We start from the raw sequence: 17,082 nt of genomic DNA on the forward strand, positions 1-17,082 counted from the left end.
TCCCCTCCGCGCGAACGGCAGATTCGCCGGAGTCTGCTGACGTGATCCCGCCGTCTCAACTATCTGATCTGGTGGGCTGGCAGCCACATCCGGCCCGCAGTTCGCGGATACCGGCAACCCTTGTAGAGGTGGGTCGGGCACCAGTTCCTGGCTTGCTCGCGGGCATAACCACGCGGCCAACTGGTAGGGGATGGTGCGCCACGACGGCGCGAAGAAGGAGGTAGATCAATTGACCTAAAGCCTTCAAGCAGCCTTGCTGTGCAAGAGATGAGGGTAGGCCCCTCGGGCTCGGATTGCAGGATCAGAGTCCAAACCACCACAAGCTGCTTCGACACAACGGTCGAGGTGGTGAGCGTTGTTGGAAAAGGCGGGCGCAAGCCCGTCAGGTAAGCCTCAGGAAGGCGAGCGGAAGCGAACCGCCGATGAAGCATCGAAAACCAGTACAGACGTTGTCGAAACCAAGGGTTCAACCCTTCCTTGGGAGCAAGCCTATCGGGAGCCTGGTTACTGGATGGGTGACGACCGGTGTAGAGGCGGCGCGATCCTGATGGCAGGCTCTTACACGGAACGTGGGAATCTGGGTCGTGATGCCAAGGGAGAACCTGAAAGCGGCAGCACCGCTGAGGGGAGAGTACCGATGCACGGCGCAGGGGCGGACGGGTTCGCAGTAGTGATGAAGCCTGGTAATGCAGGTGGAGCGAAGGGACCCGATCATCTGGCCAACGACAACAGCCAACCCGCAATGGGGATGAACTGATGTCCGAGGCAAAGCCGTATGATATCTCCAAGCACCTTGTTTGGCAGGCTTGGAAACAGGTCAAAGCAAACCAAGGGGCCGCGGGCGTGGATGGCGTCTCCGTCGCGGCGTTCGAAAAGGACCTGAAGAGGAATCTCTACAAGGTCTGGAATCGCATGTCGTCGGGGACGTATTTTCCACCGCCTGTTCGTCTCGTGGAAATCCCCAAATCCGATGGCAAGAGTGTCAGGAAACTCGGCATTCCCGCCGTCGGAGACCGAGTGGCCCAGACAGTCGCAAAGATGGTCATAGAAAAGGAAGTGGAGCCAGTCTTCCACCCCGACTCTTACGGCTATCGGCCCGGACGCTCTGCGCTCGATGCGGTGGGGAAGGCGCGCGAGCGCTGCTGGAAATTCGATTGGGTCATAGACTTGGACATCAAGTCGTTCTTCGATACGATTCCATGGGACCTGATGGAAAAAGCTGTAGCCCACCATGTGGAATTGGGCTGGGTTCGTCTCTACGTCAGACGGTGGCTGCAAGCCACCGTGGAGCGGAAAGACGGGACCCGCGACGAGCGAACACGAGGAACCCCTCAGGGTTCTGTCGTCTCGCCCGTACTCTCCAATCTCTTCATGCATTATTGTTTCGATGCATGGATGCAACGGACCTTCTCACACCTGCGCTTCGAAAGATTCGCTGATGATGCGATCGTCCATTGCAGGAGTGAGGAGGAGGCCAAAGCCGTACTGGGAGCGATCCGTAATCGCCTTGCCGAGTGCGGTCTGGAACTCCACCCGGAGAAAACCCGGATCGTCTACTGCAAGGACAACAATCGGAGCGGGGGGTACGAGCAAATCACGTTCGACTTCCTCGGCTACACGTTCCGGCCGCGCAAAGCTCGGGACAGCAAGGGTGAGAAGTTTGTCAGCCTCGCACCGGCCATCAGCCGCAAGGCAGCCAAGGGAATCCGGCAGGCTATCCGCGAATGGCGGGTGACAAGCAGGAGCAACCAAACGCTGGAAGACCTAGCCAAACTGATCGACCCTGTCGCGAGAGGATGGCTGAACTACTACGGGCGGTATTACCGCTCGGAGTGCGTCAACGTCCTTCGTCACGTCAACATGGTGCTCACCCGGTGGGTGATGGGGAAATATAAAAGGTTCAAGCGCCGGAAAACTGCGGCCATATACTGGCTAGGACGTCTCGCAAAACGAGCGCCAAGCCTGCTGTATCTGTGGAAAGTCGGCATCAGACCAACGGCTGGATGATAGAAGCCGGATGAAGCGCGAGCTTCACGTCCGGATTCGTGAGCGCCTGGGGGTGAAATTCCCCCGGGCGACTCGACCGTAGCCGGTCGTCCGTTGCGGTGAGGTGGGCGGCATAGGCCGCGGGGGTCAGGTATTTCAACGATGAGTGAGGGCGTCGGAGATTGTAGTCGGCGATCCAGTTAGCGATCTTGCCGCGGGCGTCGTCGAGGTCGAAGAACAGGGTCTCGTTGAGCAGCTCATCGCGCATGCGCCCATTAAGGCTTTCGATGAAGCCGTTCTGCATCGGCTTGCCGGGCGCGATAAAGTGCCAATCGATAGCGGCATCCTTGCACCAGGCGAGCATGGCATTGCAGGTGAACTCTGTGCCATGATCGGACACGATCATTCCCGGCTTGCCGCGTTGTTCGACGATTGCTGTGAGTTCGCGGGCGACGCGCCGTCCGGAGATTGACGTATCGGGAATCGCCCCCAGACATTCCTTGGTCACGTCATCGATGATGCTGAGGATCCGGAAGCGCCGGCCGTTGGCAAACTGGTCGTGGACAAAGTCCAGTGACCAGCGCGCGTTGGGCTTGGCCTCCATTAGGATCGGGGCCCGGGTCCCTACAGCCTTGCGGCGGGCTCGCCGCTTGCGGACGACGAGTCCTTCCTCCCGATAAAGCCTGTAGATCCGGTTGATCCCCGATGGCTCACCCTCCCGCCGCAGCAGGACGAACAGCCGGCGGTAGCCGAAGCGCCGCCGCTCGTTGGCGAGATCGCGCAGCCGGCCCCGCAGTTCTGCCTCTGGAGGGCGGCTCGAGCAATAGCGGATCATCTTCCGATCCGCGCCGACGATCGAGCAGGCCCGCCATTCCGACAGGCTCATGACAGCCTGCAGATGCGCGACAGCAGCGCGCTTGGCGGCGGGCCCTACCATTTTTTTGAAAGAAGCTCGCGAAGGGCGGCCACATCGAGCATCTGCTCAGCCAGAAGCTTCTTCAACTTCGCGTTCTCCTCTTCCAAGGCCTTCAGTCGCTTGGCCTCGGAGACATCCATGCCGCCGAATTTGGCCCTCCAATTGTAGATTGTCGCCTCGGAGATCCCGTGCTTGCGAGCCAGGTCAGCCGTCTTCGCCCCAGCCTCATGCTCCTTCAATATCGCGATAATCTGCTCTTCCGAAAACCTTGCTCGCTTCATCTGTCCGTCCTTCTGTGGGCCGGACTCTAACTCCATTTGGAGGAAATACGCAGTGGCAGGTCAGTCGCACCATCTAATGGTATCCCCAATATCAGGGGGGCAAATACGTGCTTCGCCGAAGAGCGCACTGGAGCATAATGGTAAGGCAGACGGTTGCATGGCTGTGGTCCTTCGAGAATCAGTATATGTGTGGGTGAAAAAAGCTATCGCTGTAGGTCAACGGCGGGCGGCAGATATCGCGCTTCCGCACGTGCGAGTTCGTCGTACCCCAACAGATCGAAGACATCCTCAAGCGTGGCGACGCTTGGTTCAATGGTGGCAATGCCCTCCTCAGCGATAATGCGGCCGCAGACGTGCCGCATTGCCGCTATTGCAGCCCGCATGGAGTGATTGGCCCAAATCACGGTGGAAATGCGGGCATCCCGATATGCCGAGACGGGAGTTCGGTAGTATTTCGTTGGAACGATGACGACCGGCAGCCGATTCTGCCAGGCACTGACAAACGAAAGGATCTCGTCCGCGCTGCTCTTTCGTGAGTGGATAAGGATCGCATCGGCTCCCGCGTCAGCGTAAGCGTGAGCGCGCAAAATTGCTTCGTCCATTCCATGGCCGCCGATCAGGGCTTCGATCCGCGCAACGAGGATCAGGTCATCCGCGACTGTATCCTTCACGGCCCGCAGACGGCCGGAGAATTCAGTGATGTCAGCGAGCGGATGGCGTTCGCCAACAAATGAGTTCATTTTCGGAAAACAGCTGTCCTCGAGCGCGACGCCAGCCGCGCCACGCTGACGAAGCTTGCGCGCCAGGAGGCGTGCATTATTGAAGTTCCCAAAGCCGCCATCGCCGTCAACGAGCACAGGAAGAGCGGTCGAGTCCACGATGCGCTCGACCACGTCGACGACATGGCTCCATGAAGCTTCGTTGGCATCGCGGTAGCCGAGAGAGCAGGCAATCGACAGGCCCGACGCCCAGAGACCCTTGAATCCTGCGCGTTTGGCGATCGCGCCGGAGAGTCCGTCATGCGCTTCCATGAGGAAGGAGAGCTCGTTATTGGAGCAGACCTGAGCGCGCAGCATTTCTACGGACGAAGAGACAGCCCATTGGTGGGGGCCGTTATCGAAGACATATTGTGGTTGATGTTGCATGCCGAAATCCTTGCAGGTCACGTTCGACCTGCCGACGTCATCAACCGAAAGGTGACATATCTCTGTCATGTAGATCAATTGCTAGCGTTGGTAGTTGACTGAGACGCGAAATTGCTATGTCGCAGTCGAATTGATGCAGGGCGTCGCTGCTGCCGCCCTGGCAGTTATGATACGTGCGATCGTTGGTGGGTAGAATTCAAAAGACTCGCGTTCGATCGGTGTCAATTTGCCCACCGAGTCTGTGGTCGCTGCATCAATGTTGATCGTGGCAGTCTTCGCATAGTTGCGGCCCCCCGCCGCGCGCTAAGCCCCTAGGCTCATCGCATTGTAGGCCCCTTTGGTTGCTAAGACCGTTCGAGTGGTCAAACTAACCCGACGGGGCTGTTCCCGTCGACCGGGATCACGACGGCACCTCAAGTTGCACAATAGTTGTCTGAAACAGTGTTTCAGGAGCATAGGCACTCTGAGCGAGCACCTGCGAGGTCGAGATCAAGCGTCTCTGATGCCGACTGTCGAAGTTGCGACAGGCTGTCGGGGAAGACACGTCAGCTTGAGAAAATATTCTTACAAATCAAGCCTCTCGCAATTGGCACAAGCCTTGAACGATGGATATCATCCAGCATCGCCTCCTTAACGAGTCGGAGTGATGGCTTACATTATTGGCGCCTCTCAGTTCACTAAATGCGGCGGGTGTGAATTCGATCGCTCCAGCGTCGCTATGCGCCTAGACGCGCGTCCGCGCACGAGTTTTTCACCGTGATCGAACACGTGGGCATAGCGGTTAGTGCCGCCACCGATGCGCGCGCGTTCTGCGGCGCCGCACCTGTGCCGGGCGCCTTGCCTGCCGGCGCTGACGTACGTGATGCGGCCGACTTTGAGCAGCTCGAAGCCGAGGTGCGGCGCATGGATGCCGACGGACCAGCAGCGGTCGATTGGCGGAAAGTCTGTAAGCTGTCGCTTCATCTCCTGGCGAACCAGTCAAAAGACATTCTGATTGCCTGTTGGGCTGTCTATGGTCTCTTTCGCATCGAGGGATATCAGGGTCTTGCCGTGGGACTAGAAATCTTGCGCGGCATGATAGGCGTACATTGGGAAGGGCTTTATCCTCCGATCAAGCGGGAACGTGCACGGGTTGGCGCGGTCGATTGGCTCGTCGGTCGCCTTGGTCCGGCTGTGGCCGAAACTGCGGCGACTGAAGCCGATTATCCGGCGGTGCTTGCCGCCTATGAAGCGCTTGATGATCTGGATCGCCAGTTCGGCGAGAAATTGATCAACGAGCAGGTTGCCTTGGGCGAGCTTTTCCGGGCGCTGAAACCGCATTACGAGGAAGCCAAACGCGCGGCCGCCGAGGCCGCGGGTCGCATGGCCGACGCGGTCGGTGCTGCCGAGGAGACCTCGGCCGCGCCGGCGGAGGCTGCGCCGCCGGTTGACGGGGCTCAACGGGCGGCACCACCTCTGGCGGTCCTGGGCGGCGTCGATGGCGACTGGGCCGAGTTCACGCTGCGTTTGCCCGATATGCTCCGGCAGGCAGCCGCCGCCATGCGCGTCGCATCGCCGACAAACCCGAAGGCCTATCTGCTCAATCGCGTCGGCTCGTGGATGCGTTTTGACGCGCTTCCGCCCGAGTCGGGTGGGCGCACCGCGGTGTTTCCGCCTGGCGATAGCATCGTCGCGTTAGAAGCAAAGGTGGGGGCCGGTCAGCACGCCGAGGTCGTGAATTTGGCCGAAGAGATCGCCTGGACGGGACCGTTCTGGCTCGACGCTCACCGGCATGCAGCCGAGGCGCTGGAGCAAATGGGGTCGTCATTCGAGACTGCGGCCACGGTGGTACGCGGGGCGGTAACCATGCTGGTTACACGCTATCCGCGGATCTTGGAGTTTCATTTCAACAACGGTAGGTCGTTTGCAGATGACGAAACGCGTGCCTGGGCCGCCGCGGTGATAGACGTGGCGACGAGCCCTGATCCCGTCGAGGAGGCGGTCGCTGACGCATACAAGCTCATCGGAGGCGGACAGCCGCAGGCGGCGCTGGAGAGGCTGTCGCGTGCGCTGGATGGCGCGACCGGCGAACGTGCGCGTTTCGTTGGCCAGCTTGCGCAAGCACGTTTCTGCGTCGACATCGGATTCGTCACGACCGCCGTCCCCCTGCTCGAGCACATTGAAGGGGTTGTCGCTAAGCGCGACCTGGAAAGTTGGGAGCCCGCGCTTGCGCTTGAGGCTGCTGAACTGCGCTTCCGCGCAATGACCCATTCCGAGTCGCAACAGATGATCGACGAGCCTCGCCGTCGCCTCGCGCTGGAGCAGATCCGAATTCGAGCAGCACGGATCGACATCGCACGGGCGAGCCGCCTCGGTCGCGGCTGAGTTCGTCAAAGCCAAAGGATTAACGGGAACTGGTATGGCACAGGAAAGCTCGGTCGCTCCGAAGGAGCGCGTTAATATCCGCTTCAAGCCGGCAACCGGCAACCTCAAGGAGGATGTCGAGCTGCCGCTCAAGCTGATGGTTTTGGGCGACTTCACCGGACGGGTCGATGATTGTTCCATTGAGGACCGAGAACTCGTCGATATCAACAAGGACAACTTTAACGAGGTCGTCAAAGGTAAGAAACTGAGCCTTGACATTTTGGCTGAGAACAAGCTCGACGAATCGCCTGAGGCCGGCAAGCTGTCAGTAACGCTGAAGTTTGAAAGCCTCAAGGATTTCGAGCCCGAGCGTGTTGCGCAACAAATCACAGAAGTTCGAGCGTTGACCGAATTGCGGGCCGCCCTGATTGCTCTCAAAAGCCCGCTTGGCAATGTGCCGAACTTCCGTAAAGCCATCCAGAACTTGCTCGAAGACGACAGCGCTAGGCCGCGGCTACTTGGCGAGCTCACCGGCAAGCCGGAGTAAGTGGCATGAGCGAGGGTGCTATGACTGACGCAAGCGCGCAGCAAACCGCCGAAGTCACTACTATGACGACTGAGCTTTCGCTGCTTGATCAGGTTCTCGTCGAAACCAAAATCACCCCACGCGACGAGGGGTACGACATCGCCCGCCGGGGTGTTGCGGCTTTCCTTGCCGAGCTCGTCAAACCGGGGCGGGCCGATGGGAAGGTCAACAATGCGCTCATCGATCAGATGATCGCGGAGATCGATCGCAAGATCTCGGCTCAGCTCGATACCGTGCTGCATACCGAAGAGTTCAAAAAGCTCGAGGCGGCATGGCGCGGCCTCAAGTTCTTGGTCGACCGAACCGATTTTCGTCAGAACATCAAGATAGAACTTCTCGGCGTCTCCAAGGACGAGCTGATCACCGACTTCGAAGACAGCCCGGAGATCGTCAAGTCCGGTCTGTATAAGCTCGTCTACACAGCCGAGTTTGGCCAGTTTGGCGGCCAGCCCGTCGCAGCCATGATATCGGCCTACGAGTTTGGCAGTTCGAGCCAAGACGTTAAGCTCATGCGGTACATGAGCGCGGTGGGCGCCATGTCGCATTCGCCTGTCATCGCTTCAGCCGGGCCTGAGATGTTCGGCGTCGAAAAACATGAGGAGATCGCCAATCTCAAGGACCTCCAATCGATTTTCGAGGGGCCGAAATATGCCAAGTGGAATTCGTTCCGCGAAAGCGAGGACGCTCGCTATTTCGGCTTGACGCTACCGCGGTTCCTTCTGCGCTTGCCCTATGGACCGGAGACGGTTCCAGTAAAGAGTTTCAACTATCAGGAAGCTTCGGATGGCGAGACAAACAACTATCTGTGGGGCAACGGCGCCTTTGCTTTCGCAACCCGCCTGACCGAAAGCTTCGCCAAGTACCGCTGGTGTCCAAACATTATCGGCCCACAGTCAGGTGGGGCGGTGGAGGACCTCAATCTGCATACCTTTGAATCGATGGGGCAGTTGCAAAGTAAAGTACCTACGGAGGTCCTCATCTCGGACCGGCGCGAGTTCGAGCTTGCAGAGCAGGGCTTCATTGCCCTGACCATGCGCAAGGGCTCGGACAACGCCGCTTTCTTCTCGGCCAATTCCGTGCAGAAGCCGAAGTATTTCGGCAATACTCAGGAAGGGAAGGCAGCCGAGCTCAACTACAAGCTTGGTACCCAGCTGCCCTATATGTTCATCATCAACCGGTTCGCACACTATATCAAGGTGCTGCAGCGTGAAAACATCGGCTCGTGGAAGAGCAGGGAAGAGCTGCAGAGCGAGCTCAACAACTGGATCCGCCAGTATGTTTCCGATCAGCAGAATCCGTCGGCAGATGTCCGCTCGCGCCGTCCCTTGCGTAAGGCGGAGATCCACGTTGAAGATGTCGAAGGTGAGCCGGGCTGGTATCGCGTCGGCATATCCGTCGTCCCGCACCTGAAGTACATGGGCGCGGATTTTGCTTTGACGCTAAAGGGCAGGCTTGACAAGCAATGAAGGGGTCGGCAGTCGATGTTCGACCGCAGTCTTATTGAGCGCTTGGAAGAAGCAGCCGTGACCAGGGTCCCATCGCATCATCTTTCGTTCGACCGCCTCCGAGCGAGCATTCTGGACAATCTGCGCCGGATCTTGAACTCGCGCCAGGGCTGCTGCGAGACGCGACCCGACTACGGCTTGCCAGATCTAAACGACGCGATCGGCCAGGGAGTTGACGCGGTTCGCGCGGTCGCTCGCATGCTCAAGCAGGAGATCGAGGCGTTCGAACCTCGATTGAAAAATGTTTCGATCCGCTTTCATGCCGATCCCGACAAGCCGTTACAGCTGACGTTCCAAGTAACCGCAATGGTGAACGATAACGACCAGGTCGAGCACGTCTCGTTTGACACGATCTTGAGCGACGACAGGCACGTCCTCTTGAGAGGCTAAAGCGGTGGCCATCAACCCGTATTACGAAGATGAACTGTCCTACTTGCGCGAGCTCGGCCGCGACTTCGCCCAGACTAGTCCCGAGCTCGCTCCCTTTCTCGGGCGTGATGCGACCGATCCGGACGTCGAGCGGCTCTTGGAAGGCTTCGCCTTCCTCGTGGCGCGGCTACGTCAGAAGCTCGACGACGAGTTCCCAGAACTTGTCCATGACCTGTTGCGGATGGTATGGCCACAATATCTCCAACCCCTGCCGCCCATCACGACGCTGGCGTTTGCCGTGAAGCCATCGGCGAGCGCCGTGAGCGTGAACGTTCCTGCCGGCACGAGCATCCGCTCGCGTCCGATTGAGGGAACCAGTTGCGCGTTTGTCACCTGCTATCCCATTGACGTGCTGCCGCTGGAGATCAATGACATCGAGCTCGAGAACCGGACGAGTTCGGCTCGCCTTACCCTGGCTATCAAGGCAACCGGTCGGCAAAACCTGTCATGTCTTCGGAAAGGCCGGCTCCGGTTCTTCTTTTCGACTGAGCGCGAGCCGCAAGTAGGTCGCTATCTATTGACCTGGCTGTGCCGTCACGTCACGGTAGCGACGGTCACCGTGGGAGATCAACAGGTCGTTGCCGCAATTGGGCCAACACAAATCGCGCCAGTCGGCTTTGGCGATGACGAGGCGGTTTTGCCTTGGCCGCCGAACGGGTTCTCGGGATTCCGGATCGTTCAAGAGTATCTGACTTATCCCTCGAAGTTCCTCTATGTCGAATTGTCCGGTCTCGACCCGGTCGGAACCAAGACGGAGAGCGAGTGCAAGCTCAGCATCGAGTTTCATCGTCCGTTCCCCGCGCAATTGCGCTTAAGCAAGGATCAGATTCGCTTGAATTGCGCGCCAGCCATCAATGTCTTCGCTCACGAGGCGTCGCCGATCCGCCTGGAGCGGAAGAAAACCGAATACCGTGTGCTTTCGTCGGGGGGACCGAACTTCAGCATCCGTTCTGTCGATCGCGTGACCGGCCATAGGCAAGGACATCCCGAACGTATCGAGTTTGAGCCATTCGATCTGTTGCGCCACGATCTACCCGGGGCCGGTCGCAACCGGGCTTACTTTCGCGACCGCATTCGCCCGGCAGTGATCGGCCGGGGCATCGATCACTATGTGAGTTTCGTTGATCGGCTCGACATCACCCAACATCCGCCGATCGATGTCGCCTCGCTTCAATTGACCTGTTCCAATGGCCCCATCGCCGAGCGGCTACCGGTTGGTGCGGTGGATCAGCCTTCCTCCGACACGCCTCGCTCGGTCACCTTCTCCAACATTACCGGGGTGGTTGCAGAGGTGCCGCCACCGATCAATGACGGCCTGTTGCGGCGCTTGACGGCCAATCTGGCGCGCAATTACGGCTCCATGGTCAATATCGATACGCTGCGGACCGTTATTTCCAGTTACGATTTCCGTGCGGTGCACGATCTTCAGGCGCGCCGTCGCCTGGAGCTGTTGCTCGAGGGGCTCGACCGGTTCGTGACCACCGATACGGATCATGTGGTGCGCGGTGCCCCGATCCGGATGCGCAACATCGAACTCCTCGTGGCTGACAGCAAGATCGGTAGTGAAGGCGAATTGTTCCTGTTCGGCTCGGTACTCGACGCCTTCCTCTCGACCTTCGCCGGTATCAACATGCTGCACCGGTTTTCGGTCCGCGGCACGGAGAGCAACGCGCACTACACATGGCCAGCGAGAAGCGGAACGATCACGCCGCTTTGACTGCGCCTGACGATGTCAAGGAGCTTGCGGCTTACGGATTTTTCTCGCTCGCAGCCCTACTTGAACGGCGCTTCAGCGATGCTCCTCCAATCGGATCAACCGACGATCCTGCGCGTGAGGCGGTGCGCTTCCGCGCGGCGCCGATGCTCGGCTTTCCCGCCGATGAGATCGCGGAGATCAGGCAAGTCAAGGCCGGCGAGCGGCTGGAAGTATTTGTCAATTTCCTGGGGCTGCACGGCCCATCGTCGCCGCTGCCCCCCTTGTTCACCGAACGGGTGATGCACGGGGACGGCACGGGAGCGCTCGGCCAATTTTTTGATTTTTTCAATCACCGTCTGATTAGCCTGTTGCTGCGAATTTGGAAATACTATCGCCACCATTTGCGGTTCGAGGAGGGAGCAACCGATGCGATATCGGTGTTGGTCGGTGCGCTTTTTGGGCTCATGCCCGCGGAAAACACAGCTGGTGAACGGGAATGGCGGGCCCGGTTGCTGCCTCATGCAGGTCAGCTTGCCTTGTCCAGCCGATCGGCACCGCTCGTAGCCGGCGTCATTTCCAACCATTTGGACATTCCGGCCCGGGTTGAAGAATTCATTTGGCGCGAAATCGAGATTCCGCCAGAAGCGCAGTGGCGTCTGGGTAACCCTGGTATTCAGCTCGGCTTTGATACTCTTGCTGGCGAGACAATGCCGGACCTAGTGGGCAAATTTCGGCTTTGCCTCGGTCCGCTCAGCAAGCAGCAGTTTTTGTCGCTGCTGCCCGCTCGCGAGACCCACACCATCCTTTGCCGTCTTATAAGTGCCATGTTGCGCGAGCCGCTGGCCTGGGACCTCAAGCTAGAACTGGCGCCCGGAGAGATGCCGGAATGGGCTCTCGGTAGAGGAGAATTGGGCTGGACGACGTTGGTCGACCCTTTCGAGGCGACAGAGAGCTCAGTTCTCTTGTGATCGTCTTCGCAACTTCATTCGTCAGGTTCGATTTATTGAGGTCCGGCGCGTCCGCTTCTGGCAGGCCCTCGTCCTTTGATGCATTGAAAGGACGAAGCCAGATGGTAGATGCGCAGGCATTCAGCGACTGCCCAAGTGCCCTCTGCCGAGCCCGCACGGATCGGCTACACCGGCGAGATCAAGTGAAGGGGTCGTGTCGGAGCTCAGCCCCATGTTGACGCTTGTCCAGTATCTGACAGTCGTAGCGCCCCTGTCGCGTTCAGAACGCCGGCCGTTGTTTGCGGCGCCCCATTTTTCAAATGCCAATCAGTAGCTTGAAGAGTGAGAAGCGTTGGCACGGCGGTTGCTAACAGGATGCCGCTAAGAGAGGGGTTTAAATGCAGGCGGACACGCAGGACAAGCGATGCTCTTCTTCTCTCGCACCTATGTGCCGCGTTCCCGAGAGGGAAAAATCACTGCTTCCTTCACCCGCCTGAGAGTGCGCGAAAAGCGAATGTGCGTGCGTATCGGCCGATCGACCTCACAATGTGGTGCAAGGAACAGGTGCAAGGGAGGTAGCTACGTTGGCGCCTCGCACAAGTCTGGTCTGGTGGGCGCATACGAAAGGCGCGCTGAAGAGTAAAGTCGAACAAGGCTGGGATGCATCTTATACTCGGAATTATCGGAGCGAACGCGCAAGCCCTGGGCCGAAACGCAATTCAGGCGTTCGGACCGGAAGGTGGCATTATCGGGCGGGGAATTGGCTGCAACTGGCAGCTTCCGGATCCAACCAATACTCTATCGGCACGTCATGCGCAGATCGCATTCAACGGTATCGGATTCTCCGTCACCGACACCAGTACGAACGGCGTCTACATCAACACGATCGACGCGCCGTTGGGGCGTGGCAATACGGCGCCGTTGGCCGATGGCGACACATTATACATGGCCAGCTATATCATCTCGGTCATGATCGAGCACGATCCTGACGAGAAACGCAAGCAGCTCGGCTTAACGAGCTCGAACGCCGTGCGTATCAGTGGCGGAACGCCGGCCGTGCCGTCGCCTTCGCTCGGTGAGGAGTTTCCCGATGTGCCCCTTACGGCTGCCGGGCTGTTGGGTAGGCATGCAGATCTTCCACTCAATCCGTTAATCGCGATCGACGGGTGCCAGTCGTCCTCCCATTCAGCTGCGCAAGAGAAGCGACAGGCGGTCGTTTCACCACAGGTGCGTGATCTCTTGTGTCTTCTTGAAGACGAGGTTCCCGGCAAGGACGAGGGATCGGTCGAGCCGGATCTGCTGGCGGACTCGTCTCGGATGGCGCGATGCTCAAGCGCGGTTGACGCGGAGATGCCGCCCACGCATGCGCGACTGCGCGAACCTCCTTTTCCGTTGCCGCAGGCTGAGACCTCATTTGACGAGCCATTGCGTCGGCCGCCTACACTATTCAAGGAAAGCTGGGCCGCACAATCGACCGGCCATCCTGCACCGATCATTCCAGAGGGCCTCGAAATTGGCGATCTGTTGCCGGGGGGTAGCTCGTTCGGAGTGGCGCCGCCCGCATCGCCACGAAAGACGAATTGGCGCTTCGACGCACGAAGCGCCCCGTTTCAGGTCGCGCCCAATCCGCTCAGTCCCGCTTCTGCCGGCCGCGGGCCATTGAGCGCTCCCGGTGCATCGGACGTTCGTCCCGGAGAGCGCGGGCCTGACGGGGCGGGGGTCATGAATGAGCGGGTTGCGCGGAGGCCGATCGACGCTTCGCAGGTTTACGACGCGACGGCCATTGCAGCCTCGCTTTCCCCCGCAGGGGCGCCGGCGGAATCAGATGAACTCCAAGAGTTCTGGAGCGCACTGGGGATCGATCCGGGGTGTCTGCCGTCGGCGCAGCGCCGGGAGGTCCTTACTGAAGTCGGCCGCACGGTCACAGAAATGGCCAACGGCCTGCAATCGCTTCTGGCTGCGTGGACCTTAGTCAAACACGAACTCCAGATTGAGCCAGCGCGGAAACGCGCTGACGACAACAATGCATTCAAGTTCATGAAAAGCGGTCATAGCGCGCTGCGCGAGGCGCTTGCGAAGCATCACGCTTTTCTCCCGCTTTCCCAATCAGTCCGTGAAGGGTTCTACGACATCCAGGCGCATGAGGTCGCGGCCATAGCGGCGATGCGCGCGGGGGTCACCAATCTCCTGACACATATGAGCCCGCAACGGATCGAGAGTGATGACACCAGGAAAGGCCTCTTTGGCACCCGCAACAACAAGGCCAAGCTATGGGATCGGTTTGTCGAGCTGCATGCATCGATGGTCAATGACATTGATCAGGCTGTGCGCACCCATATCGCAGAAGAGTTTGCGAGAGCCTACGACTCGCGGCTTTCGGCACTTGGCCCAAGCAAGCGGAAGGCGCCATGATGGTGTCGCCGTACAAACTTCAGCGGCTATCTCTCGTGAGCGGAGCATTGCTGATAGCGGCCGTAGGAGCCAGCTGTTCGATCGATAAGAGCCTGAAGACAACGCCGATCAAATTCGTGATCCAGACCGATCTGCTCGTCAATCAGAACGCGCGCGGTGAGCCGTCGCCTGTTGTCGTACGCATTTATGAGCTGAAGTCGACAACCAATTTCGACCGGGCGCAGTTCTTCGAGCTGTTCGACAACGACGCCAAACGCCTCGGGCCCGACCTGGTGGCTAAGCGCGAGACTGAACTCAAGCCTGGCGAGAAATACGATTTCGAGCGCAACACGCCCATTGATACTCGCTATATCGGCGTGATCGCCGGTTTTCGACTGGGCAACGACGCGCAATGGCGATCGACGGCCGAAATCAAACCCGACCGTGACAACACGATTTTGGTGAAATTGTCGGCGCATGCGATCAGCGTTGAAGCCAGCCAAAACTGGTGGAAGGTCTTCTGATTGCCTCTGTCGCCGTCATGGCGAGGTCGTGAGCAGATCCCGAGTTTTAGAGTTCACAAAGCGACTTGGCAAAGCGACTTGGCGATGTCTGTGACGAGTAAACCGATCTGGTCGGAAGGCATGTTGGTGCGGCCGCAGCACTTGCAGCAATACGACCGCTGGGTCGAGCAACTGCTCGAGAATCGCGTCGGCTGTCTGATCGCCCACGGTTGGGGCGTTCGTAAGATTGCCTTTGATCGCAGCTGCCTCGCGCTCGGGCAGGTCGTCCTTACCGAACTCGAAGCCATTATGCCGGACGGCACGGCGCTTCGATTACCTGAGTACGGTCAGCTTCCACCTGGACGAACGCCTCCAGCTGCGGCGAAGAACCTGCGGGTGAAGATCGCTGTAGCGCGGCGCCGGAAAGCCGGCAACGATCTCTCTCCCGGGGATTCACCTTTGAGCCGCCATCGTCAGGAGGTCCTGCAGGTCCGAAATGCGACTGCGCCTGAAAAGCCTCCCGTCGACATCAATGTTGCAGCGCTGACAACGCATCTTGTGTTCGACAGTGAGGAGCAGGACGAGTTGATCACGATGCCTATCGGTCGGATCCACGAGATCGACGCGGCCGGCGCCATTACGTTGATCGACACCTACCTCCCGCCGGCCCTCGATATCCACGCGGTCCAACCGCTGATTGCGCTATTGAACGAGGTCAGGTCGTTGCTTCGGACCCGCGCTGAGGCTCTTGCCGCGCGCGCCGATCCGTCACGCTCGAGGGCAGATGGCGCGGGACTGATCGATCTCGTCACCTTATCCATCGTGAACGGCGCCGAAGCCGTTTTCGACCATTTCGCAGCGACGCGCGGGCATCATCCCGAAACGCTTTTCCGCGCGCTGCTCGGCCTTGCAGGACAACTGTCGAGTTTCGCCGGCGACCGCCGCACACCCGCAGATATGCCTGCCTATTGTCATGAGGATCTCGAAACCGGCTTCACAGCTCTGGTACGTATCCTGCGCGAGCTCTTGTCCGTCGTGATTCAGGGCGCCGCGATATCGCTGCCGCTACAGGATCGCGGTTACGGCATCCTAATCGCTCTCATTGCCGACCGCGCCTTGTTTCAGGATGCTCGCTTCGTTCTTGTAGCGGTGGCGAGTGTGGCGACAGAGACGCTGCGCATCCAGCTTCCGGCGCAAATGAAGGTAGGCTCGGTCGAGCAGATCCGAGATCTCGTCAATCTTCAGCTCCCCGGTGTTCCTATTCGCGCGCTGCCCGTGGCACCGCGCCAGATACCCTACATCCAGAGCGCCGTCTATTTCGAGCTCGATCAGTCAGTGGAGCTGTGGCGCACCCTGCCGCGATCGGCGGCCTTCGCTTTTCACGTTAGCGGTGACTACCCGGATCTGCATCTCGAATTCTGGGCTATCCGCGGAGAACGTTTAGCTAACCAGGCTGAAACACATGGATGAGCCGACAGTCATTGGACGCAGACCGCTCGCTCCGACCCCTAATATTATACGCGGCCAATCTTCCGTTCGCGTTCCGTCCGGGGGCGCCGCAGCGAGGTTTCCCGTTACGCCAACACCAGCAGCTGAACCCGGCGAAGTTGGGATCGCCAATCATGCCGAAATTGTCGCGCAGTGTCTGTTCGAGCCAACCGCACTGGAAGACACCTTGGTTGCGGCCGCAACACCGATCCTATTGATCGTCGCGCAGCTTCGCATGGTCGAGAACGCCGATATAGGGGCGATGCGCCGTGGAACTGTCGAGCAAATTCGTCGCTTCGAAGAGCGTGCCGTCAAAAATCAGGCCCGCCGCGGCGATGTGAGCGCCGCGCGTTACCTCATATGCGCGCTGGTCGACGAAGCTGTGATGACGACGCCATGGGGCAGTGAAAGCGCCTGGAGCGACAACAGTCTGCTCAACCAGTTCCACAACGAGACCTGGGGCGGCGAAAAGGTCTTCCAGATCGTCGAGCGTATCCAGGCCGAGCCGGCAAAATACCTCGCACTGCTAAAGCTCGTCAATGTCTGCTTGCTGATGGGCTTTGAAGGCAAATATCGCGTCATGCAAGGTGGCCGCGAGCAGCTTGAAGACCTGCGCGCGGAGGTCCATCGCCTTTTGGGCGAATACACGACCGCGCCGCCTGCTCAACTGTCGGGCGAATGGCGCGGCATCAGAGCGCGCACCGGTGTGCGCAAGTACGGGCCCTTGTGGATTGCCTTCGCCGTCGCCGCCTCCGTAATGCTCATCGGCTACACCATTTTCCGTTGGCGCCTCGGAAGCCAATTGGCGGCTGTCGAGCAGTTGATCGAGTCGATCGGCCGCTCGGGACCGCTTTAGGGGGAGACGC

The 17,082-nt window shown here is 59.4% G+C and carries 14 protein-coding genes; 12 read left to right on the forward strand and 2 right to left on the reverse strand.

The window, feature by feature from the left end:
* Window positions 1–355: 355 nt before the first annotated feature.
* The gene (locus NLM33_RS35855) at window positions 356–757 is read left to right on the forward strand and encodes a hypothetical protein (RefSeq protein WP_254103192.1); all 402 of its coding nucleotides are present in this window, start codon (window positions 356–358) and stop codon (window positions 755–757) included.
* On the forward strand, window positions 757–2,007 hold the full coding sequence (ltrA, locus tag NLM33_RS35860) for a group II intron reverse transcriptase/maturase (protein WP_254103193.1): 1,251 nt from the start codon (window positions 757–759) through the stop codon (window positions 2,005–2,007). The genes NLM33_RS35855 and ltrA overlap by 1 nt, the downstream gene beginning before the upstream one ends.
* Here the strand turns inward: ltrA and NLM33_RS35865 are convergent.
* Together NLM33_RS35865 and aepX are read right to left on the reverse strand one after the other, a co-directional pair.
* A protein-coding gene (locus NLM33_RS35865; RefSeq protein ID WP_371930025.1) for an IS3 family transposase occupies window positions 1,988–3,183 on the reverse strand; the annotation gives its coding sequence in 2 pieces (ribosomal slippage) (window positions 1,988–2,931 and window positions 2,931–3,183; 1,197 coding nt in all). The two genes, ltrA and NLM33_RS35865, sit on opposite strands and share 20 nt — an antisense overlap.
* Before the next feature lie 203 nt (window positions 3,184–3,386).
* Window positions 3,387–4,259, reverse strand: a complete 873-nt coding sequence (aepX, locus tag NLM33_RS35870) for a phosphoenolpyruvate mutase (RefSeq protein WP_254106069.1) — start codon at window positions 4,257–4,259, stop codon at window positions 3,387–3,389.
* Window positions 4,260–5,096: 837 nt separating this feature from the next.
* Here aepX and tssA point away from each other — a divergent pair.
* The 10 genes from tssA to icmH all read left to right on the forward strand — a co-directional run bounded on the left by tssA (window position 5,097) and on the right by icmH (window position 17,072).
* On the forward strand, window positions 5,097–6,692 hold the full coding sequence (gene tssA / locus NLM33_RS35875; protein ID WP_256570615.1) for a type VI secretion system protein TssA: 1,596 nt from the start codon (window positions 5,097–5,099) through the stop codon (window positions 6,690–6,692).
* A gap of 34 nt (window positions 6,693–6,726) precedes the next feature.
* Window positions 6,727–7,218 (forward strand): type VI secretion system contractile sheath small subunit, encoded by a 492-nt coding sequence (tssB, locus tag NLM33_RS35880; RefSeq protein WP_254103195.1) that lies wholly within the window; start codon window positions 6,727–6,729, stop codon window positions 7,216–7,218.
* Window positions 7,219–7,238: 20 nt separating this feature from the next.
* Entirely contained in the window at window positions 7,239–8,723 is a 1,485-nt protein-coding gene (tssC, locus tag NLM33_RS35885; RefSeq protein ID WP_371930154.1) for a type VI secretion system contractile sheath large subunit, read from the forward strand.
* Between the two features lie 15 nt (window positions 8,724–8,738).
* Window positions 8,739–9,152, forward strand: coding sequence for a type VI secretion system baseplate subunit TssE (tssE, locus tag NLM33_RS35890; protein WP_256570577.1), 414 nt, complete (start codon window positions 8,739–8,741; stop codon window positions 9,150–9,152).
* Window positions 9,153–9,156: 4 nt separating this feature from the next.
* The gene (gene tssF, locus NLM33_RS35895; protein WP_254103198.1) at window positions 9,157–10,908 is read left to right on the forward strand and encodes a type VI secretion system baseplate subunit TssF; all 1,752 of its coding nucleotides are present in this window, start codon (window positions 9,157–9,159) and stop codon (window positions 10,906–10,908) included.
* Window positions 10,872–11,855 carry a type VI secretion system baseplate subunit TssG gene (gene tssG / locus NLM33_RS35900; RefSeq protein WP_254103199.1) on the forward strand — a complete coding sequence of 328 codons (984 nt, stop codon included), beginning with the start codon at window positions 10,872–10,874 and terminating at the stop codon, window positions 11,853–11,855. The genes tssF and tssG overlap by 37 nt, the downstream gene beginning before the upstream one ends.
* A gap of 639 nt (window positions 11,856–12,494) precedes the next feature.
* The gene (gene tagH, locus NLM33_RS35905; protein WP_254103200.1) at window positions 12,495–14,246 is read left to right on the forward strand and encodes a type VI secretion system-associated FHA domain protein TagH; all 1,752 of its coding nucleotides are present in this window, start codon (window positions 12,495–12,497) and stop codon (window positions 14,244–14,246) included.
* Window positions 14,243–14,749 (forward strand): type VI secretion system lipoprotein TssJ, encoded by a 507-nt coding sequence (gene tssJ / locus NLM33_RS35910; RefSeq protein ID WP_254103202.1) that lies wholly within the window; start codon window positions 14,243–14,245, stop codon window positions 14,747–14,749. Before tagH ends, tssJ begins: the two co-directional genes overlap by 4 nt.
* A gap of 84 nt (window positions 14,750–14,833) precedes the next feature.
* Window positions 14,834–16,198, forward strand: coding sequence for a type VI secretion system baseplate subunit TssK (tssK, locus tag NLM33_RS35915; protein WP_254103203.1), 1,365 nt, complete (start codon window positions 14,834–14,836; stop codon window positions 16,196–16,198).
* Window positions 16,191–17,072 (forward strand): type IVB secretion system protein IcmH/DotU, encoded by an 882-nt coding sequence (gene icmH / locus NLM33_RS35920; protein WP_254103204.1) that lies wholly within the window; start codon window positions 16,191–16,193, stop codon window positions 17,070–17,072. Before tssK ends, icmH begins: the two co-directional genes overlap by 8 nt.
* Window positions 17,073–17,082 lie beyond the last annotated feature (10 nt).

Source organism: Bradyrhizobium sp. CCGUVB1N3 (genome assembly GCF_024199925.1).
In the GTDB taxonomy this organism is placed as follows: Bacteria; Pseudomonadota; Alphaproteobacteria; order Rhizobiales; family Xanthobacteraceae; genus Bradyrhizobium.